17 protein-coding genes and 1 pseudogene are annotated in these 20,337 nt (G+C 40.1%); 5 read left to right on the plus strand and 13 right to left on the minus strand.

The annotated features are described in order from the left end of the window. Positions 1-68: 68 nt before the first annotated feature. The 10 genes from cobB to SKA34_RS11405 form a co-directional block, all read right to left on the minus strand. The gene (gene cobB / locus SKA34_RS11360) at positions 69-782 is read right to left on the minus strand and encodes a Sir2 family NAD+-dependent deacetylase (RefSeq protein WP_006645672.1); all 714 of its coding nucleotides are present in this window, start codon (positions 780-782) and stop codon (positions 69-71) included. A 142-nt stretch (positions 783-924) separates the two neighbouring features. After that, positions 925-1,425 (minus strand): prepilin-type N-terminal cleavage/methylation domain-containing protein, encoded by a 501-nt coding sequence (locus SKA34_RS23835; RefSeq protein ID WP_006645673.1) that lies wholly within the window; start codon positions 1,423-1,425, stop codon positions 925-927. Between the two features lie 162 nt (positions 1,426-1,587). Continuing rightward, positions 1,588-2,658: a formate dehydrogenase subunit gamma gene (locus tag SKA34_RS11370; RefSeq protein WP_006645674.1), complete on the minus strand. Its 1,071-nt coding sequence runs from the start codon at positions 2,656-2,658 to the stop codon at positions 1,588-1,590. A 94-nt stretch (positions 2,659-2,752) separates the two neighbouring features. After that, on the minus strand, positions 2,753-3,370 hold the full coding sequence (gene fdh3B / locus SKA34_RS11375; protein WP_005367779.1) for a formate dehydrogenase FDH3 subunit beta: 618 nt from the start codon (positions 3,368-3,370) through the stop codon (positions 2,753-2,755). 11 nt (positions 3,371-3,381) lie between these two features. Beyond that, positions 3,382-6,240 (minus strand): formate dehydrogenase subunit alpha, encoded by a 2,859-nt coding sequence (locus tag SKA34_RS11380; RefSeq protein ID WP_006645675.1) that lies wholly within the window; start codon positions 6,238-6,240, stop codon positions 3,382-3,384. 13 nt (positions 6,241-6,253) lie between these two features. After that, the gene (locus SKA34_RS11385; RefSeq protein ID WP_006645676.1) at positions 6,254-6,436 is read right to left on the minus strand and encodes a twin-arginine translocation signal domain-containing protein; all 183 of its coding nucleotides are present in this window, start codon (positions 6,434-6,436) and stop codon (positions 6,254-6,256) included. Between the two features lie 96 nt (positions 6,437-6,532). After that, a complete protein-coding gene (locus SKA34_RS11390; RefSeq protein ID WP_006645677.1) occupies positions 6,533-7,150 on the minus strand; it encodes a molecular chaperone in 618 nt (205 codons plus the stop codon). A gap of 9 nt (positions 7,151-7,159) precedes the next feature. Further along, positions 7,160-8,815, minus strand: coding sequence for a 4Fe-4S binding protein (locus SKA34_RS11395; protein WP_006645678.1), 1,656 nt, complete (start codon positions 8,813-8,815; stop codon positions 7,160-7,162). 295 nt (positions 8,816-9,110) lie between these two features. Then, positions 9,111-9,806, minus strand: a complete 696-nt coding sequence (locus SKA34_RS11400; protein WP_006645679.1) for a DUF3306 domain-containing protein — start codon at positions 9,804-9,806, stop codon at positions 9,111-9,113. Further along, entirely contained in the window at positions 9,796-10,290 is a 495-nt protein-coding gene (locus SKA34_RS11405; RefSeq protein WP_006645680.1) for a DUF3305 domain-containing protein, read from the minus strand. Before SKA34_RS11405 ends, SKA34_RS11400 begins: the two co-directional genes overlap by 11 nt. Before the next feature lie 304 nt (positions 10,291-10,594). On the opposite strand from SKA34_RS11405, the gene fdhD reads away from it, so the two are divergent. Both fdhD and SKA34_RS11415 read left to right on the plus strand, forming a co-directional pair. Further along, the gene (fdhD, locus tag SKA34_RS11410; protein ID WP_039860303.1) at positions 10,595-11,476 is read left to right on the plus strand and encodes a formate dehydrogenase accessory sulfurtransferase FdhD; all 882 of its coding nucleotides are present in this window, start codon (positions 10,595-10,597) and stop codon (positions 11,474-11,476) included. Continuing rightward, the gene (locus SKA34_RS11415) at positions 11,476-12,387 is read left to right on the plus strand and encodes a helix-turn-helix transcriptional regulator (protein ID WP_006645682.1); all 912 of its coding nucleotides are present in this window, start codon (positions 11,476-11,478) and stop codon (positions 12,385-12,387) included. The genes fdhD and SKA34_RS11415 overlap by 1 nt, the downstream gene beginning before the upstream one ends. Before the next feature lie 122 nt (positions 12,388-12,509). On the opposite strand, the gene SKA34_RS11420 is transcribed toward SKA34_RS11415, so the two are convergent. Further along, positions 12,510-12,968, minus strand: a complete 459-nt coding sequence (locus SKA34_RS11420; protein ID WP_006645683.1) for a hypothetical protein — start codon at positions 12,966-12,968, stop codon at positions 12,510-12,512. A 614-nt stretch (positions 12,969-13,582) separates the two neighbouring features. Between SKA34_RS11420 and pbpG the strand changes: the two genes are divergently transcribed. Continuing rightward, positions 13,583-14,479 (plus strand): D-alanyl-D-alanine endopeptidase, encoded by an 897-nt coding sequence (gene pbpG, locus SKA34_RS11425; protein ID WP_006645684.1) that lies wholly within the window; start codon positions 13,583-13,585, stop codon positions 14,477-14,479. Between the two features lie 421 nt (positions 14,480-14,900). On the opposite strand, the gene SKA34_RS11430 is transcribed toward pbpG, so the two are convergent. Together SKA34_RS11430 and SKA34_RS11435 are read right to left on the minus strand one after the other, a co-directional pair. Then, entirely contained in the window at positions 14,901-16,895 is a 1,995-nt protein-coding gene (locus SKA34_RS11430; RefSeq protein ID WP_006645685.1) for a cache domain-containing protein, read from the minus strand. 59 nt (positions 16,896-16,954) lie between these two features. Then, positions 16,955-18,415, minus strand: a pseudogene (locus SKA34_RS11435) (sigma-54-dependent transcriptional regulator). A gap of 263 nt (positions 18,416-18,678) precedes the next feature. On the opposite strand from SKA34_RS11435, the gene SKA34_RS11440 reads away from it, so the two are divergent. Together SKA34_RS11440 and SKA34_RS11445 are read left to right on the plus strand one after the other, a co-directional pair. Further along, positions 18,679-19,503 (plus strand): substrate-binding domain-containing protein, encoded by an 825-nt coding sequence (locus SKA34_RS11440; RefSeq protein ID WP_006645688.1) that lies wholly within the window; start codon positions 18,679-18,681, stop codon positions 19,501-19,503. 127 nt (positions 19,504-19,630) lie between these two features. After that, positions 19,631-20,332, plus strand: coding sequence for an ABC transporter permease (locus tag SKA34_RS11445; RefSeq protein ID WP_006645689.1), 702 nt, complete (start codon positions 19,631-19,633; stop codon positions 20,330-20,332). Positions 20,333-20,337 lie beyond the last annotated feature (5 nt).

The raw sequence follows: 20,337 nt of genomic DNA on the forward strand, positions 1-20,337 counted from the left end.
ATTAGTCGAGAAAGATACTCACCTTTTCGTACTCATAATAAAAAAGCCTCAAATTTGAGGCTTTTTTATTAAGCAGATAATATTTCTTCTACATAAGCTGGCACTAATTCAGAAGCTTTACCGTAGCGTTTTTCTTCAAATTCGTTTTCTACGTTGCTTGGCTCAAGGTTTAATTCAATCGTATGAGCACCCTGTAAAGCAGCCTCATGTACAAATCCTGCCGCTGGATATACATTGCCAGATGTACCTATAGAAATGAATAAATCAGCCTTCACAATCGCATCATGAATTCTATCCATCCCAATTGGCATCTCACCGAACCAAACAATATCTGGGCGCATTGGTGAAGGGATTTGACAACAATGACAATGATCACTGGTCGTTAAGTCACCATGCCATTCAAGTGTTTGTCCTGATTCACAGCATCGAGCTTTTAATAACTCTCCATGCATATGAATAACATTTTTACTTCCTGCTCTCTCATGCAAATTATCAATGTTTTGCGTAACAATGGTCACGTGACCATCTAATTCTTGTTCAAGCTTGGCAAGTGCAATATGCGCGGCATTGGGGGCAACAGAGCCATTCTCGATTTGAGCTCGACGAGCATTATAAAAACATTGCACAAGCTCAGGATCACGTAAATAACCTTCTGGTGTTGCAACATCTTCAACACGATGTTCTTCCCATAAGCCATCAACAGCACGGAAAGTTCGGATGCCCGATTCAGCCGAGATACCTGCACCCGTAAGTACAACGATATTTTTGTAGGGGAAAAGCATATGAACATCCTTTATTTCGGTATTTATAGTGCCTTTATAGCACTGAAATACATAGAATTTAACCCTATCAATCTAGGTTCTTAATTATGCGTGATTTCGCCCTACAAATCCGTGTAAATGAACTATCAATATCACTGTTAGATCAGCAACCTGAATCAATAATAGTAATAATAGGCTCATCACCAGTGTTATTTTCTTTGTAACGTAAATAACAATTGGTTGCTTTGATTTTTTCAACATTATCAGACTCACCTTTGGACACTTTTTTCATAAATGTCATAACATAAGTTCGATAGCCTGGTTGGTTTGATATCGATGTATCTTGATTAGCGGCCCAATTCTCTTGCAGATCAACAATTGTCTTACCAATACCGGCATAATTACCTTTTGGATAACCATTCCAGATAGCTATCCCGTCTACCTTTTTACTGCCAGTAATATCATTTTCGTCGCCTTGAATTACAGCTTTTCCATAGATAATTCGTGATATTTCAGTCATAGAGCCTTTTAGATCATGTAGCTTGGCGCGATACGTATCTGAAGAAATATTGAGGAATTTGGGAGCCGCAGTAACAGCAAGGATGCCGAGAATGACGATAACAATAACAACTTCAATCAGGGTGAATCCTGCTTTATTCCTCATCAATTGATCCTTTTCAATGTTTTATTATTGATATTATTAGCAGTAGTATTTTACTTTATCGTGAAAAAGCTTAATAGCGATAAGTAACAAAAAACATTAAGCTCGAATTTTTGGTATAAAAAAACCGACACGAATGTCGGTTTTAAAAATCACTAACGATGATTATGCATTAGACGAAAGTTTACTCTTTACTTCATGCTGTTGTGATTCACTGTATCCTGGTTGGTTTTCAGGAAGATCTTTTACTTCTTCAAACCATTCGCTGTGGTGTTCACGCGCCCACGTTTCATCCACTTCACCGGTTACCATGCCGTCAAGACCCGCTTCCATACCGAATAAACCAATATAGATGTGGAAAATAAAGCCACAGATCAGAATAAGTGCTGAAATCATGTGTACTAGATTTGATAATTCCATATGACGACGCGTTTGGTCGAAAATTGGAAAGTCTAAAACAAAGCCACTCACTACAATGAAGACACCAAAGAAGGCAAGTAGCCAAAACAGTGCTTTTTCACCACCGTTAGAGAAGCCAGCTTTAGGGTGTGAGCCTTTATGCTTGCCCACCATACCGCCCATTTTCTTAAACCAATCAATATCCACTTTACTGAAGATACTCTTACGCCACCATTTAATGACAACGAAAAGAAGAATGATTCCAAACAATGGACCTATATAGTTATGGTACTGCTTCGCTGCATAAATGATCCAGCCCCACACTTCTGTTGGTACGATAGGTTTAATAAAGTGTTTACCGTAAACAAGTGTTAAACCGCTAAAACCTAACGTTAAGAATGTGAATGCTAAGCTCCAGTGTAGAGCACGATCTATACGGCTCCAACGCTGAATTTTACGGCCTGTTTTAGGTTTACTTAATTTAAGAGGACCTACAACAAAGTATGCTAACGTCACCATCACTAGGCTACCAAAAATAGCCATTGCACCGAGAGGTGACATCCATTTTTCTTTTAAGATATACCATGTTTGACCTGGCACACTGATCAAAACATCATGCTCAGGCCAACCTGATGTTGTATAACCTTTTTCGCCATCTTTGACCGCACGCCAATAATCAGCACCCGCAAAACCTATGACTTCTTTTTTTACCACAGATTCGCCAAGTTGCTCACTACTGGTTGTTGTAGTAGCCTCGTTTGCCATCAATTGTACAGAAAACGCCACCATTAATGCGGTAACGAATACCGTTAACCAGCGTTGAATTCTCTTAGTCATTAAAGCTCCTGCCTGCTCAATTTGAACAGAAATTTGTTACATCCGAGATCTGAAATTTAGGCTCAACACATAGGTTGAGCCCAAATAAAGACAATTACGCTTTACGTACTTTTGCCGCGTCGTACGCTAGATCTTCAGTACTTGCCCAACCTGCATCTTTTGCACCACGAGCAACAACACGCTTGCTGAAGATTTCAGAAATCTTCTCAGCGTCACCTGCAAGTAATGATTTAGTGGAACACATAGAAGCACACATTGGTAACTTACCTTCTGCAATACGGTTTGCGCCGTAAAGTACACGCTCTTTTTCTGAGCCAGGCTCCGTATTTGGACCGCCAGAACAGTAAGTACATTTGTCCATTTTGCCACGCTCTGCAAACGCTTCCTGTTTAGGGAACTGAGGTGCACCAAACGGACAAGCAAATAGACAATAACCACAACCAATACAAAGATCTTTATCGTGCTGAACGATGCCATCTTCTGTTTGACTGAAACAATCTGCTGGACAAACCGCCATACAAGGCGCATCACTACAGTGCATACAAGCAACAGAAATAGATGTTTCACCTGGTAGACCATCGTTTAATGTCACAACGCGACGACGTTGAATACCCCAGCCTACTGCTTCTGAGTTAGCATTTTTACAAGCTGTCACACAACCGTTGCATTCAATACAACGCTTAGAGTCACAAAGAAATTTCATACGTGCCATTTGATGAATCCTTACGCTTTAGTGATCTTACAAAGGGTGACTTTTGTTTCTTGCATCTGAGTTACTGGATCGTAACCGTATGTCGTTGCTGTGTTAGCAGCTTCGCCAGAAACATAAGGAGAACAACCTTCTGGGTAATGACTACGTAGGCTTTCACCTTCGAATTCACCACCGAAGTGGAATGGTAAGAATGCTAAGCCTTCGCGAACACGTGGGGTTACCATCGCTTTCACTTTAATACGGCCTTTTTCTGCACCTTCAACCCAAACCATCTCGCCATCTTTAATGCCACGATCGTTTGCATCTTTTAGGTTAAGTTCTACAAACATTTCTTGTTGTAGCTCTGCAAGCCATGGGTTTGAACGCGTTTCTTCACCGCCACCTTCATACTCAACCAAACGACCAGACGTTAGAATAATTGGGTATTCTTTCGACATATCTTTGTCTTGAATTGACTTGTACAGAGTTGGTAAACGGAACAAGTGCGCCTTATCATCCCAAGTTTGGTACTCAGGAAGAAGATCACGACGTGGTGTGTATAGTGGCTCACGGTGAATAGGCACTGCATCTGGGAATGTCCAAACAACAGTTCGTGCTTTTGCGTTACCATAAGGAATACAACCGTGTTTAATCGCTACGCGCTGGATACCACCAGAAAGGTCAGTTTTCCAGTTTTTGCCTTCAGCAGCCACTTTCTCTTCTGCTGTTAGATCGTCCCACCAACCAAGTTGCTTCAGCATCTTAGCGGTAAATTCTGGGTAACCATCTTCTAGCTCACAACCTAGTGAGTAGCTATCATCAGCAAGTAGGCTTACACCATTGTGCTCAACACCGAATCGTGCGCGGAAGTTACCGCCACCCTGTGCCACAGTCTTAGATGTATCATAAAGAATGTGTGTACCTGGGTGTTTCATCTCAGGCGTACCCCAACAAGGCCAAGGTAGACCGTAAGTTTCACCATTCGCTGGGCCACCAATCGCTTCAAGAGAAGTACGGTTGAATGTATGCCAGTTTTGTTGGTGCTCTTTTAGACGCTCACGGCTTTGACCTGTGTAACCAATCGTCCACATACCTTTGTTGAATTCACGTGTGATGTCTTCAATGTGTGGGCGGTTGTTTTCAACTTTAATGTTCTTAAATAATTGATCCGCAAAACCAAGACGCTTAGAAAGTAAGTACATGATTTCGTGGTCAGGTTTCGCTTCAAATAGCGGTTCAATAACTTGATCACGCCATTGAATAGAACGGTTAGTTGCCGTTACTGAGCCGTATGTTTCAAACTGCGTAGTTGCTGGGAATAGGTATACATTGTCTGTACGACCATTCATTACAGCAGCAACACCTGGGTATGGGTCAACGATAACCATCATATCCAGTTTTTCCATCGCAGTTTTCATTTCAGGACCACGAGTCTGTGAGTTTACAGCGTGACCCCAGTAGAACATGGCGCGGATGTTATCGCGCTGTTCAATCTTATCTTTATTTTCTAAAACACCATCTATCCAACGAGAAACAGGAATACCTGCACTGTTCATTGGTTTTTTGCCGTTGTAAGTGTTTTGGTCGAAACGACCTTGTAACCACGAGTAGTCTACATCCCACACTTGCGCCCAGTGTTTCCAAGCTCCTTCAGATAGACCGTAGTAACCAGGTAGGTTATCAGAAAGCACGCCAAAGTCTGTTGCACCCTGTACGTTATCGTGACCACGGAAGATGTTTGCACCGCCGCCTGATTTGCCCATGTTGCCAAGTGCAAGTTCAAGGATACAGTAAGCACGTGTGTTGTTGTTACCTGTTGTATGCTGAGTACCACCCATACACCAAACAACACAGCCAGGACGGTTTTCAGATAGCATTTTTGCTGTTTGGTAAACCTGCTCTTCTGGCACACCAGTTACGCGCTCAACTTCTTTTGGATTCCATTTCGCCACTTCTGCGCGAACTTCGTCCATGCCATAAACACGTTGACGGATGAATTCTTTATCTTCCCAGCCATTGTTGAAGATGTGGTATAGCACCCCCCAAACAAAAGCAACGTCAGTACCCGGACGTAAAGAAACGTAGTGATCTGCTTTAGCAGCAGTACGTGTACGACGCGGGTCAACAACCACAATCTTACAGCTGTTAGTTTCTTTCGCGATAAGGATGTGCTGCATTGCTACTGGGTGAGCTTCAGCTGGGTTTGAACCAATGAATAACATCGACTTACAGTTATGCATGTCGTTTAACGAGTTAGTCATTGCACCGTAACCCCATGTATTCGCTACACCTGCCACTGTTGTTGAGTGACAAATACGCGCTTGGTGGTCAACGTTGTTAGAGCCCCACATAGAAACCATTTTACGGAACATGTAAGCTTGTTCGTTGTTATGCTTTGCAGAACCTAGGAAGTAAACAGAATCTGGACCTGACTCTTCACGGATCTTAAGCACTTGCTGGCTAACTTCATCTAACGCCTGTTCCCAGCTCAGTTTCTTCCACTTGCCATTAACAAGTTTCATTGGGTATTTTACGCGACGTGCACCGTGACCATGTTCACGAAGTGCTGCGCCTTTCGCACAGTGTCCACCAGCATTAAAAGGGTGATCGAAAGCGGGTTCCTGGTGAGTCCACACACCGTCTTGCGTCTCTGCGTAAATACCACAACCCACTGAACAGTGTGAACAAATAGTACGTTTAACCACTTTCGGTGCGTCATATACATCTTCAGATGCAGCTTGTGCTTTTTTCATCATACCAGGAGCAAACATGCTTACCCCAGCAACGCCACCAGCTGCAGCTAGAGATGTATTACGAATAAAAGAACGTCGAGAAATACCCAGTTGGTTTTCTACCTTGCTCACTTTATCGGAACGTTTAGTAAGTTTCATTTAGAGCTACGCCTTACAAAGTGTTGTAGTAATCACGAATGTGTTGGGTCTCGTGATAACCTTTAGTTGTTTTTGTTTTTTTCTCTTCTGACTTTTCAGCAGCTTGCACTGCTGTTGTCGTTCCAGCAGCAGCCACAGTTAAGCCAATGTTTTTCAACAATTGACGACGGCTTTCATTGGTTTTTTGCTCACTCATAAAGTTTGCTCCTTTATCGTCACTAAAATAAGTTACGATGGGTTTTGCCTTAGTTTTATTGCTTTGAATCAAACTGTTGCAATCAACGTATAGGGTTTAATTTGATTCTAAAAAGCGTGTTTTCTCTACAGTTAAGAACTGCAAAGCGAGCTCACCAACAGCGGTATAAAAAACAGCGCTGTTAGCAGCTTTAACATCGGTACAGAACTTTTCACACCACTCAGCTAAGTGACGATTAAAGAACGTTTTTTGAAAGTGCTCATCGCCGCCTTCAACTAGCATTGCCATGACTTCAAGCAAAGCCGCAATATGATCTTCCGGTTCTTTCACTGACTCATCACGTTCAAAACCTAATTGTTTAAGATCTCGACGAAGGTAAGCCAGAGGCATTTCCATAAGTGAACCAGTTAAATACCATGATCCAAAAGGCACAACTTCACCGCGACCAATACCAATAAAGACGTCTTGATATTCTTCTTCAACCGCAAGTGGCATGCTCTTTTGTGCTGCAAGTTTTAGTAAAGGCCAAGCAGCAGTCATAGTAGATTGTTGAGCTTTATTAGCCGTATCAACATCTATATCAGCTAAAAAATTCAATACATTTTGATCTGGCGCTTGACGAAATAAATGTGCAAGCATGTTATAAATTTCAATACGAAGTACTGCGTCTTCATTCAATGACGTTTGAGCTGGGCTCATAGCAATTGTTTCCATCTTCGTTCCTTAAACTCGCGCCTGACTTTCTGGATCTTTTTCCATTTGCTCAAAAATATCGCGAACACGACAATCTTCACACATAGATAAACGACGAATAGCATCACCTTGGAAGTGAGAATGTCCCTGAAGTTTTTCAGTTAACATTTTCACCATAGATGCTGGCGCAAATGCATTACCACAACTGATACAACAAGCTGCAGACTCTTCATGAACAAGACGTGCTTCTTTACGAGCATGCCAATCCCAATTAAAACGAGGTTCTAATGAAATGACTTTTTCAGGACATGCTTTTTCACACATACCACATTGAACACAGTCCTCTTCAATAAATAGAAGCCCTGGACGATTACCAATAGCATGTAAAGCGCGAGTTGGACAAACCGCTACACAACTCATACATAACGTACAATCCGTTGTGTCACATGAAACAGAACCATAAGGCGCTTTTTCTACAACTGTTGATTCCGTCGGTTTTGCGCTACCTTGCGTGTAAAGCATTTCAAGTGAAGAAAATAGTTTTTCACGTTTAGAGCCAGTTAAAGCCTCAGAAACAGGAGCAACTAATGCATTGTCATAAGGAACAAAGTTTTCAACATCACTAAAATCAAACAGGCAAATACGATCTGCGTCATAACCCATTTCCGTTAAGAAACGTTGAGCCATAGCAAGCTCATTCGATAAAACGCGATCAATCGTGGCAGGAATATATTTTGTGTTAGTCGCAAGAAGAACTTGATGCGCACCATAAACCAATGCACTAAACCATGTATCAACACCAACAGTTGCAAGTTCTTCTAATGCAAGCGTAATGACTGAACTTGGAAAAGTTGCTAATGCTGCAGTTACCGCTTTCTCATCACGATTACCGTACAATAGTAATGTAGGTTTCTCACCGCCCTCTTGCTTATAACGAGTAAGAACACGATGAACAAAGTTTTGTGTATTTTGAGGATCTGGTAATGCGTATGTGATTGCCTCTGTTGGACAAGCTGTAGCACACGAGCCAACCCCCTGACAAAGGTAAGGATCAATCGCAACTTCCACACCATCACTACTTAATGCGCCAGCAGGACATGCGTCTAAACAACGATCACAGCCTGAAACACCACGCGATGAATGCGCACAGAGAGCTAAATTTAAGCGAAAGTATTTGGGCTTATCAAAGGTCCCCATCATAGCGGGTAGATCTTCCACCAGCTGAGCCAGTTTATCTTTACGACTTCCTACCGCGTAATAACCTGGAGCAGGAATTTCTAACGACATAATGCCGTTTTCTGTCATATCTAAGATCAAATCAAAGCAATCACGACCAATAGCCACTTTTGCTAAATTCGCTTTGGTTAATTGACCTGCAACCTGACAAGTTACTTCAAACGCGCCAAGGTAACCTTTTGCTGATACGTCTTGGCAAAAGTAAAGATTAGACAAGCCTGATTTTTCGCCTGTTGCATCAGTTGACAGCAAAGTTACGCTATTGAGTTCTGAAAACTGTTCAGCAAGTGCAATGATGTTTTCCTGAGTACCCACGATCAATAAATCCCCACGGCTTTCATAAGTAATCGTAGGTGGAATTAAATTTGTTAGCTCTACTGTGCCATTAATTGCAACAGCACGTGCTTTACCGTTTGTATCAGAAAATGCTTCTAGTGTACTTTTTAACATTCTTATTCCTGTTTGCCCGTCACCGCTAGTCAGTGCCGATTGAAGAAGCTATGTGGGTTACGTCTTAATACTTAGAAGTCATAAAATATAACTAACGTGTTCTTCTCGCCCCTATAGAGCAATAACCGATCCAACTTTTCACGGAATAAAATGACCTAAAAGGAACTAAAATCGGAGATGGATTAATACCCACACTAACATTGAGACATTTTGTCCTAGCGCAAAAGACCCATAGCGCCAAAATGTCCCAACAATTAATAAGGGTTTAGTTCCCTTTTTGTCTCACTCTATAAATTTAAATGTCTTGTGCTGAATTTTTCTCTGGAGAAACCGTTATAGGGTTAGGTTCATCCTCAGCACCATTATCCGTAAATGAAGGTATTGTTGACTGGAGGGTATCTTGAGAAGTTAAGGATATTTCCTTTATTGCTGTTAGTGCTAATTCAGACTGTTCAGCCTTATTGTCTAACTCAGAGTTGTACATCGTTTCACTGCTTAAATCTTCAACCATATCAGTTACTTTTTCTACCGCTTGATTTACCCAACCACGCATTTGAGCAGCGATGGCAGGATCTAACGTTGGGATGTTGCTAAAGTCTTCAGTACAATCATCCATGTCACTGATATAATTAAATTCTTCTGAATGAAATAACTTACGTAATGCTGCTTTTTTAACTGATTTTTCAACCGATTCTTTCATAAACGATGCAACGCCAGAATCATAAGTCACTGTTGATACATCATCATGCGTCAGTGCATTATCAGGGATATTATCAACGACCAAATCAGCCTTATCCAATTGATTACATATAGCTTTATCCGTTCCAATAGGTTCAATAACATCTGCATTTAAAGCCGTATTTTCTGAAGCAACTACATCTTGTTCAGGAGCCGTTTCAGCACTTTCGAGAATTAATGTCTCATCAACAGATTCATATTCTGTTTTGGTTAATTTTCTTTGAGACCAACGTTGACAAAAATTAGTTGCCACTTGAACGTCCTTTCTGCTTTTTACCTTTGCCACCGCCTCGACGTTTAAACTCTTCTAATTCACCGTGTCTCCCAAGATACGCTTCCATCCAGACTTGAATAGGTAATGGGATTTGAATGTGAAGTACAACATAATCTCCATCCATATAACGCGCTGCAACACCTTGAGCTGCCGTCATTAATACAGGTTTAAGTTGTTCATCTTCTTCAGCACAAACAAAAAATAAATGCGGATCTTGTGCGTTTAAGTTAAAGCGATACTCCATACGTTCATCACGAAATAATTCTAACGGCAGCATGTAATTACCAGCACCGATTTCCGCAAGTGTTACGTTTGAGTCTTGTTCACCATTCAAACAAAGATCTTCAATCGTCCATGCGTATGTCGTCCAACGCCCAACTTGTCTCTCTTCTGCTTGAAGTCGAAAATAAATAGGCCAAATACTTTCATCTTTCTTTATTTCTAGCGTTACTTGTTCTGGCACAATTACTCCTTACATCTTGCTTTTACACACTCGCCTATCGCGATATGTTGAGAATATTCGTCCGTAACAAGCAAAATTTAGACCAAGTTCGAAATAAAAATCAAAATATAGCCAATAATGGCAACTAGTAGCCTCTTTCCATCGGTAAATATAATTTATGGAACAATATTTGCTTTATGGCGCTAAAGACAAACTTATTTGCCTTAATACATGCCATTTAATACTGCTTAATAAGCTGAAATCACTCTGTGTATGACGGGCTTGTTTGAAATCTCGATACGTTTCTTAACCACTGGACATCCTAATGAGTCAACTTCCCAAAATTATAAAAACTAAATCCACCGTTAAACAGACAATGTCTGTGGATATCATGGATGAGTACGGTGATCTTCAAACCAAAGAAATTGCCTGTGAGCATCCCCTTACGGTTTATTTAAATTGGATTGAGATCGTGACCCTAATGACTCTAGGTGAACGACCTTCTGCACTTGTGCTCGGTTATCTAAAGAACCAAGGATTTATCGAAGATATTGATGCCATTGAATCGGTAATTATTGATTGGGATACCAACTCTGCTGCGGTGATCACCCGTGAAAGTACCCATGGCTTAGAAAAGAAATTAGAGAAAAAGACCGTTACCTCAGGCTGTGGCCAAGGCACCATGTTTGGTAACGTCATGAAAAAGCTTGAAAATGTAACACTGCCACAAGTACAAATAAAACAATCTATGTTGTATAGGCTTCTTGAAGCGTTAACTCACCATAATGAAACTTACAAAGCAGCAGGCGCCGTTCATGGTTGTGCCGTTTGCCGTAATACAAAGATCTTATCGTTTGTCGAAGATGTAGGTCGCCATAACGCCGTTAATACGCTTGCGGGTGAAATGTGGCTAAATGGCGAAAATGGCGAGGATAAGATTTTTTACACTACAGGACGCTTAACCTCAGAGATGGTGATTAAAGTCGCACAGATGGGTATTCCCGTGCTTCTATCCCGTTCTGGTGCAACACAAATGGGCTATGAATTAGCGCAGAAGCTAGGTATCACTATGATTGCCCGCGCAAAAGGCCACCGTTTCCAAGTTTATAATGGCGGCCAGAATCTTATTCTTGATGTGAAAGGTGCTGATGCTTTTCAACAATCAAATAACACAGAACAACCTTCTTCTAATAAAGAGCAAAACTAATGTCTGACTTTCCAGAATTCATGAACGCGAAGCTTGTTGCTGAGTATTTAGATCTTAATGAGAAGAAAGTCTATGCCCTTGCTAACGATGGCTTACTACCAGCAACAAAAGTAACAGGTAAGTGGTTATTTCCTAAAGCGATGTTGGATAAATGGCTATTAGAGTCTTGTCATAACGGTGTTTTAACCGATCGCTTATTAATAGCAGGCTCAGACGATCCACTATTACAAATTGTGGTGGGTAAAATGGCGAACCAATTAGGCAGTACTGCATTAATTGGTTATACCTCAACAGGTACACGACAAGGCTTGGCCATGTTAAGTAAAGGCCACGTTGATATGTGCGCCATTCACTGGGGAAATGCAGAAGAAGCCAGCCTTCGACACCCTGCGCTTTTACAACAATACCCAGGACATAAGAGCTGGGTATTAATCCATGCCTTTGAGCGAGAACAAGGTTTAGTGGTTAGCAAAGAGTTAGCCGGAGCGATAAATTCAAAATCTATCCAACTTCCTGAATTGCTATCTTCTCGCTGGCGCTGGGCATTACGTCAGGAAGGTGCTGGTAGTATGCGAGCATTAGAAGAATGGTTACACGGTCACGCTTATAACCTCTCAATGCTCAATCAATCTGATGTGTGTAACAGTGAACGTGAATTAGCTTCATCCATTGCTCGCGGTCATACTGATGCAGGCTGTGCTAGCCAAAGTACAGCGGGTGAATTTGGTTTAGGCTTTATTCCACTCTGCACAGAAGCATTTGAATTGGTGATCCCAAAAAACATTTACTTTAGAACGCTTCAACAACAATTACTGCAAGCAATTTCGGAAGAAAATGTTCAAGCTCACGGTAAAGAACTCGGTGGTTATAACTTCGCTCGTACAGGTAAACAAGTATGGAGTGCTAACTAATTCAGCCACCAGCTAACAAAACACACCCTGAAGTAGATGAATAGTAAAAAGCCCTGATAATAGATGATGATTATCAGGGCTTTCATTTAGTTTAAAACCACATTGCTATTGGCTTAAGAGAATTAATAAGAGCGAGTAAGCAAACCAATAATCGAAGCGTCTGTTTCATCAAAATACAAGGTTACTGACTTTGTTTCACCTTGCGCAAATTTACCCTTTTGCTCAATTCGCGTTGGTTCAACATATTTATTATCACTGAAATACGCTTTGATCTGCTTAGGTTTTAGTGCAATACCGCCACCGGAATGGTTTGTGATTACTGCTTGGATCATACGCTTTCCACCTTGACTACTATAAATGTCATAAGAGACTATTTCATAGTAACTATAGGCTGGTTTATCTTCATTGTGTTTTGGCATAGGAACTGGAATCGAACCAGATACAGTCCGAACGTAATGCATTGTATCTTGTGACTTTTCAATACTATTTTTAATATCATTTAAATCTGAATCGTCTGTTGTTGCATAAGATGATAATGACATCAATGATACAGAAGCGATAAGTAAGCAACGAGCAAGCATAGTTAGTCCAATCAATCGATTTTAATTAAAACACCCTAAACATTTGAACGGCGTTTTTCATCTCTTTTTGTGCGAAATTTATGTCAAAAGATATTTTTATTTGGTTTAGATCACATCTTTTAATGTTCAATATTATTTCAGAAGTGTCTATTTAACTCTTTAAGTCCTATACACACTATTCCTCACAAACTTGCGTTGCAGATAATATGCCTAATGGTTTAATCATAGCTATTTATAATATTTAGTGAGTAACTATTTTTAAATAACCACAAAAATGCAATCAAAATCTCAAACAAAGTAGGACATACATGGTAAATAAATCCATCCAAATGAAAGAACAAACGAACAGCAATGTTAATTTGCAATCATAAATCAAGTTTCACCCACTCCAAACTGATAGCCATTATCTTATTTACAACTATCCTCTGTATTAATCGATCACATTTATTTTATTGAATGTTGTCTAATTACAAATGTTTACTCGTTGATAATTTTTGGTGAAAATAAATGAGCTATTTACATAAACATGACTTGCTTAACAGTGCGGCTTAAGTCAACAATAGCGACATTAACAATACTGTTATTATTTCCCTTTGCATTATCAAGGAGCCGTTGTGCGTAACGCTTTCATTCTGTTTTTTACTCTTGCTAGTATTAGCTTCTCTTCCATGGCAAGCATCAACACCAGCAAGCTGGATCCTAATAAGTTACAAACGGCATCAGTCAGCAATTATGTGATAGACCTAAGTACAGGAAAGACGCTGTACCGAAAAAATTCAAATGTGAAAATGCCCATTGCTTCATTGACTAAGTTAATGACAGCGATGGTAACACTTGACGCAAAACTCCCACTAGACGAAAAACTAACATTTACTCCTACTGATAAAAAGCACATGTACAATACATATACTCGTATTCGTATGGACTCAACGCTAAGTCGTGGTGAGACAATCCATATTGCTTTAATGTCATCTGAGAACCTTGCCGCAGCAACACTGGCAGGTAACTATCCTGGTGGCTATAAGGCATTTATCAAAGCGATGAACCGTAAAGCTAAATCTTTAGGTATGACCAATACTCATTTTGTTGATAGCTCAGGTCTTGACCCTCATAACCACTCTACAGCATCAGATGTAGCTAAGATGGTACGCGCTGCTTACAAATACCCTGAAATTCGTAAGTACAGTACATCACCTGTACATACTGCTTACTTTGGTAAACCTAATTACAAACTTGGCTACACTAATACAAATGCCCTAGCACGTGGTAAGAAGTGGACGGTTAACTTAACGAAAACAGGTTACCTTGATGAAGCTGGTCGTTGCTTGGGAATGGTAACAACGATTGATGGTAAGAGAATCCTGATGGTTATGTTAGATTCTCAAGGCAAGCTAACGCCTATTGGTGATGCAGGCCGTATTAAGCAATGGTTACAAACAGGTAAGAGCAAACCAATTACTGCTGATGCAAAATACTACCAACAGCAGAAACTTAAAGAATTAACGAAATAATCATTACTGTTAATTGATAGAATTAAAAGCCAGCATATATTGCTGGCTTTTTGCTTTTAGAACTATCATAAACCATGATTTGAAAAAACTTCAAAGTATGTAGGTATACTGCTTTTTAAACCTGTATTAAGTATTTTTCTCACAAACTTCCTAGCCTATTATTTTTTAAGAAAAAAACTCACATTTACGACATTCTTCGACTATGCTTAAGTTATAATAAATAAAAGGAGTGTCTATGCAGCATCAAGAAATGATCAACCCTACCCACCTGAGTTTAATTACTCGTATTTCTCTTACCTCTCTAGCCTTTCTACTTATTGGCTTATCGTTCATGTAATTTCTAAAGTACACATATAACAAAGAGCCCCTTGGTATTTTTCTTATTTAGATAAATACCAAGGGGCTTTTGTTGTAATAATAACTAAGACATCATCAATAGTTCTAGATCATTGCTTGTAGATGCTTTTTGTCTTAAATAGACGGAAAACGTTGTACCTTGACCTATTTCAGATTCAACCGTTATCTCTCCGCCAATATCTTCAATTAAACTTTGGCTAACAGAGAGACCAAGCCACGTACCTGAGCGACGAGTAGTAAAAAATGGATCAAATATTCGTTCTAAATTTTCTTTCGCAATACCACAGCCATGATCAATAACACGAACAATTGCACCGTTGGATTGCCCCTGCTCATCAATCCAATCTTCAGTTCTAATGATTAATCGCCCCTTATCTTCCATGGCATGAATACCATTCATTTGAAGGTTCACTAACACTTGCAACAATTGGTGGCGATTAACTTCCACGCTGCATTTCGCATTAAGTTCAACGACAAAAGTGACTGATAGCTTTTTTGTTCCTGAACGTACTAAGGTTAAACTCTCTTCAACAATCTGGTTCAGGTGATGCCATGTCACTTCATTTTGTACGCCACCCTGACGACTGTATTGCAACAAACTTCGAGTAATATTACGTATACGATCAATTTGAGCATGGATTGCATCTAACTCTTCTTGAACTTGAACCGTATTATCCCCTAACTCAAATTGGATCAATTCCACATTGCCCAAGATAACCCCAAGAGGGTTATTAATTTCATGGGCGATACCTGCAGTCAATTCACCTAGAGCGGCTAACTTTTCGCTAATCACTAGCTTAGATCTTGCTTGATTAAGCAATTTAATATGTTGTTCTAATTCTTCGGTTTTATGATGCAAACTATGAGTACGCTGATCAACCTTTTCTTCTAATTCTGCTGCAGCCTGCTTTATCACTTGATTACGCTGTTCAAGCTGATCCAGCATGGTATCAAACTGAGTCCCCAAAATTTGCAGTTCGTGATCGGGGTAGACATCTAATTTACCCACTCGACGATCAGAACCCATCTGAACTAATTTTGCTACTTGATAGATTTTTTCAATGGGTAAAAACAAATCACGAGATCCCCGATATACGACAATACCAGAGATAATCAGCACCAATATGATACCGATGCCTAGTTCAATAATATTAGTTAAAAAGGTTTTGATCAGCGGCCATTGTAAATAGCCGGTATAAAGCATACCAATCACTTTACCGTTTATATCGCGTAACGGTTCATAAGCAGAAACATACCAACTATCATAGACATAAGCTCTATCAACCCAGATCTTTCCAAATTTAAGTACTTCACGGCTTACTTCGTCTGAGACGCGAGTACCTACTGCTCGCCCAACCAGATTTTTACTATCCAATGGTACATTCGTACTGATACGAACATCATTCATAAAGATAGTAACTGTGCCAATACTGCCCGTTGGTAACGTATCAGACGCAAAAACTAAATCACGAATTCTATCAACCAATAGCGTACTATTATTGAGCAATATGCCGCCATCAAGAATCCATTGAAGGTGCCCTTCATTATTAAAAATGGGGATTAAACTCCGACTAACTAACCCTTTCTGCTCTGTCTTATTTTCTTTGAGCAGTGGCACTTGCGCACGAGCAGGTAAATCACTATTCAATGCCGCTAGTTCTCTACGATTTAGTACTTGAAAAAATGTTTGTTCTTTTCCTTCTAGTAATAAACGGCGTTCTTGCTTAGAGAACTCGCCCAATGCTGATGCAGGATGAAGTACAATAAAATCCAGTTTATATTGTTGGTTTTCAGAACGTACCCAGTTACTCAAGGAGGACTCATCAAAACGTAAACGATATTGGAAATCGTAAGAGTCAGCCATTGACTGCAATTCCATGCGCTGCTCTTTTTGTAATAACTCCAGACTATGGTGAGAAACGGCTAAATCAGCCCTTACATTCATTAACGCATTTTGCCAAGTGTAAGTCACTGTCCAATAAAAAGTTAAACCAATTAACGTAAATAATGTAATGATAATAGGGACAGACGTTAAGAATAATAGACGATAACGAACCATAGTTCGAAACCGCCTTAACCATAACAATATAAATGCTTTAGGGCGCATTAACACTTTGGTTATTCGCATAATGCAGACTCTTCAGCCCATTCTTTATATTTACGTTCTAATGTTTTACGTGCGACACCAAGCTGACGAGCAGCTGCAGACTTATTACCCTCATTAGAGTCTACTACTTGCATAATATGCGCTTTTTCGACATCTTTTAACGTCCAATTTACTGGGTAACAATATTGCTCTTGTTCACCGTCGTGACACTGACATGGTTGTTTCTCATCACTATGAGATTCTGTTGGCGTTTTATCTGGTAATGATATTACAGGCATATCTCCATTTAATTCCTGCCAATATTCAGAAGGCGATTTACCTAATAAAATACAACGTTCCATCATATTACGTAATTCACGAATATTACCCGGCCATTGATAGGCTTGCATCGCTAGAATATCTTCATGAGCCCAACTGATTGGCTTCATTCCTAAATCTTTCGAAAGTTGCTGAGTAAAATGGTGTGCTAATGCTGGAATATCTTCTATTCGCTCACGTAATGCGGGTAATTCAATAGTAAGGACATTTAAACGATAATATAGATCTTGACGAAAGCGTCCTTCTTCCACTTCTTTTTTAAGATTTCTATTCGTTGCAGCCACAATACGCACATCAACATTCACTTCTCGCTCTGCACCTACTGGTCGTATCGCTTTTTGCTCAAGCGCACGTAATAACGAAGATTGCATGGATAACGGCATTTCACCAATTTCATCTAAAAACAGTGTGCCGTTATTTGCTACCCGAAATAGACCATCACGCCCTTTCTTTGCACCTGTGAATGCACCAGAAACATGACCAAACAATTCACTTTCCAATAAATCAGGCGCAATCGCGCCACAGTTTAGAGGTACAAATGGTCCGGTACGTTTACTTAGCTGATGAAGCGCACGAGCCACCAACTATTTACCTGTACCAGATTCACCTTCAACCAATACAGCAGCAATCGATGGTGCTAGTTGAGTTATCAACTTTTTCATTTTTTGCGTACTTGCAGCATCCCCGATAATATCAACGGGATAGCTACGTTCCACATCGCGTTGTAGTGCGAAATTTTGACGTTCAACTAATCGACGTTCAATACAACGGCTTACTGACTGCATCATTTGTTCTAAATTGAACGGCTTTAAGATGAAATCTGATGCCCCTGCGCGTAGTGCTTGAATCGCCATCTCTAAATCTGCGTAACCTGTCATAAAAATAACATCACTGCGACGTGTATTTGGATCAAACGCTTCATGCCATTCAATCCCTGAACGCCCAGGTAAATTTATATCGACTATTAATAAATCAAAGTGGCAGCGTTTTCTGATTTCTTCCGCTTCTTCAATGCTGCCAGCGGTATCAACCTGAGCAAACTTCTTACTTAATGCTTTTTTTAAGATGGCACGCATACCGGGTTCATCATCAACTACCAGTACAGACACGGCAGTCCAAGGCGTATTTAATTCAAGATCAGACATAAGGGACATTATTACCCATAAAAAAGATGCGACATTTTGTCTCACCGCCTAGATAAAAGTCAAAATACATTTAAAGCAGAATAATGATACAGCGCAAAAAAAGAAAAAATAGCACTTTATAATCAATGGTTTACACAATCCAAGATCGCATAATATAACTCTTATATATTCTGGCATTTTATTTGCTTATAGGCGCATAAGCTATTTATTGAGACGAAAGGTCTCACATTGTCTCTTTTATTTTACGTTGAGTCTGTAAACCAAGGAACCGTATGAATTTTTTTAAAACGAGTTTAGTTATTTTAAGCTTAGCCGCAGCAAGCCTTAGTCATGCCGCAACCGATAATAAAGAAAACAAAACAATTCGTTTAGCAACAACAACCAGTACTTATCACTCAGGGCTACTTGATTTCCTTTTGCCTGCATTTAAAAAAGACACGGGCTACACTGTTGAAGTTCTAGCTGCAGGTACAGGCAAAGCATTACGCATGGGGGAAAATGGTGATGTTGATTTGGTAATGACTCACGCGCCTAAAGCGGAAGCCAAATTTGTTGATGATGGTTTTGGTGTTCTTCCTCGAAAGTTAATGCACAACGACTTTGTACTTGTTGGTCCAAAGGCAGATCCTGCAAAAATTAATGGTGATAAAGACGTTGCTAACGCACTAATAAAAATAGCTGAAACAGATTCTGTATTTGTTTCTCGTGGTGATGATTCTGGCACCAATAAAAAAGAACTAAACCTTTGGGCACAAACAAAAATGGAGCCTAACTTCGGTGGCTACAAAGCTGTCGGTCAAGGCATGGGCCCTACATTAAACATGGCGTCTGAGTTACAAGCTTATACTCTAACTGACCGTGGTACATGGCTTGCTTTCCAAAATAAGCTACACCTAGAAATCATGGTTCAGGGTGACAAACGTCTATTTAACCCATACCAAGTGATCTTAGTTAATCCAAGCCGCTACCCTGACATTAACTACCAAGGCGCAAAAACATTCAGCGATTGGTTAGTCAACTCTAAAGCACAAACAATGATTAACAATTACCAACGCCATGATGAACAACTGTTTGTTGCAGATGCGATTAGACAATAAATGAACAGTTGTATTTGATTTTGTAACATTGTACGCCGAACACATCCTCATCTCTAACTAACACTTCTGTTATGATGGATCAAGTTCATGTTCGGCGTAACCAATTAAATATTAGATAAAAATAACAATGAATATTTGGCAAACAACACAACAAGCAATCCAACTTCTTTTTAGTGGAGATAGTTCGCTATGGGGCATTGTAGGTGTTTCTTTTTCAGTTTCTCTTTTAGCCATTGCTATTGTATTAATTCCTTCTCTATTAGTTGCTTTCGCCCTTGCTTATGGAAAATTCCCAGGTAGATGGCTAATCCTATCTTTTGTTAATACACTACAATCAGTTCCAACTGTTGTTATTGGCTTGTTACTGTATATGTTGCTGTCGCGCTCAGGTCCTTTAGGTGACTGGCAAATGCTGTTTACGCAACGAGCAATGATTCTTGGACAAATATTAATTTGTTTTCCAATCTTAATTTCTATGATGCATGCCGCCTTTCAAAACAGTGATCGCCGGGCATGGGAAACCGCAATTTCATTGGGGGCCAGTTACCCACGAGCTTTAATGAGCCTTATGTGGGAATGCCGTTTTCCCTTATTAGCTGCAATTGTTGCGTCTTTTAGCCGTATCATCACTGAAGTAGGTTGTTCTATGATGGTTGGTGGTAATATCTTAAATTCAACCAGAAACATTCCGACAGCCATTGCATTGGAAAGTTCTAAAGGTGCGTTTGCACAAGGTGTCGCCTTGGGAATGGTATTATTACTTCTCGCTCTCGGTCTAAACTTTATTTTATCGTTCTCTCGTGGCAAAGCCCACTTGCGTACGAATTAAACTGA

This window comes from Photobacterium sp. SKA34, from assembly GCF_000153325.1.
In the GTDB taxonomy this organism is placed as follows: Bacteria; Pseudomonadota; Gammaproteobacteria; order Enterobacterales; family Vibrionaceae; genus Photobacterium.

Bases quoted from the DNA above. Each gene is read 5' to 3' on its own strand.
- SKA34_RS11415 (WP_006645682.1), top strand. From the start codon at position 11,476: ATGTCTGACTTTCCAGAATTCATGAACGCGAAGCTTGTTGCTGAGTAT.
- fdhD (WP_039860303.1), top strand. From the start codon at position 10,595: ATGAGTCAACTTCCCAAAATTATAAAAACTAAATCCACCGTTAAACAG.
- SKA34_RS11385 (WP_006645676.1), bottom strand. From the start codon at position 6,436: ATGAGTGAGCAAAAAACCAATGAAAGCCGTCGTCAATTGTTGAAAAAC.
- fdh3B (WP_005367779.1), bottom strand. From the start codon at position 3,370: ATGGCACGTATGAAATTTCTTTGTGACTCTAAGCGTTGTATTGAATGC.
- SKA34_RS11430 (WP_006645685.1), bottom strand. From the start codon at position 16,895: ATGGTTCGTTATCGTCTATTATTCTTAACGTCTGTCCCTATTATCATT.
- SKA34_RS11390 (WP_006645677.1), bottom strand. From the start codon at position 7,150: ATGGAAACAATTGCTATGAGCCCAGCTCAAACGTCATTGAATGAAGAC.
- SKA34_RS23835 (WP_006645673.1), bottom strand. From the start codon at position 1,425: ATGAGGAATAAAGCAGGATTCACCCTGATTGAAGTTGTTATTGTTATC.
- cobB (WP_006645672.1), bottom strand. From the start codon at position 782: ATGCTTTTCCCCTACAAAAATATCGTTGTACTTACGGGTGCAGGTATC.
- SKA34_RS11395 (WP_006645678.1), bottom strand. From the start codon at position 8,815: ATGTTAAAAAGTACACTAGAAGCATTTTCTGATACAAACGGTAAAGCA.
- SKA34_RS11420 (WP_006645683.1), bottom strand. From the start codon at position 12,968: ATGCTTGCTCGTTGCTTACTTATCGCTTCTGTATCATTGATGTCATTA.
- SKA34_RS11380 (WP_006645675.1), bottom strand. From the start codon at position 6,240: ATGAAACTTACTAAACGTTCCGATAAAGTGAGCAAGGTAGAAAACCAA.
- SKA34_RS11440 (WP_006645688.1), top strand. From the start codon at position 18,679: ATGAATTTTTTTAAAACGAGTTTAGTTATTTTAAGCTTAGCCGCAGCA.
- SKA34_RS11445 (WP_006645689.1), top strand. From the start codon at position 19,631: ATGAATATTTGGCAAACAACACAACAAGCAATCCAACTTCTTTTTAGT.
- SKA34_RS11370 (WP_006645674.1), bottom strand. From the start codon at position 2,658: ATGACTAAGAGAATTCAACGCTGGTTAACGGTATTCGTTACCGCATTA.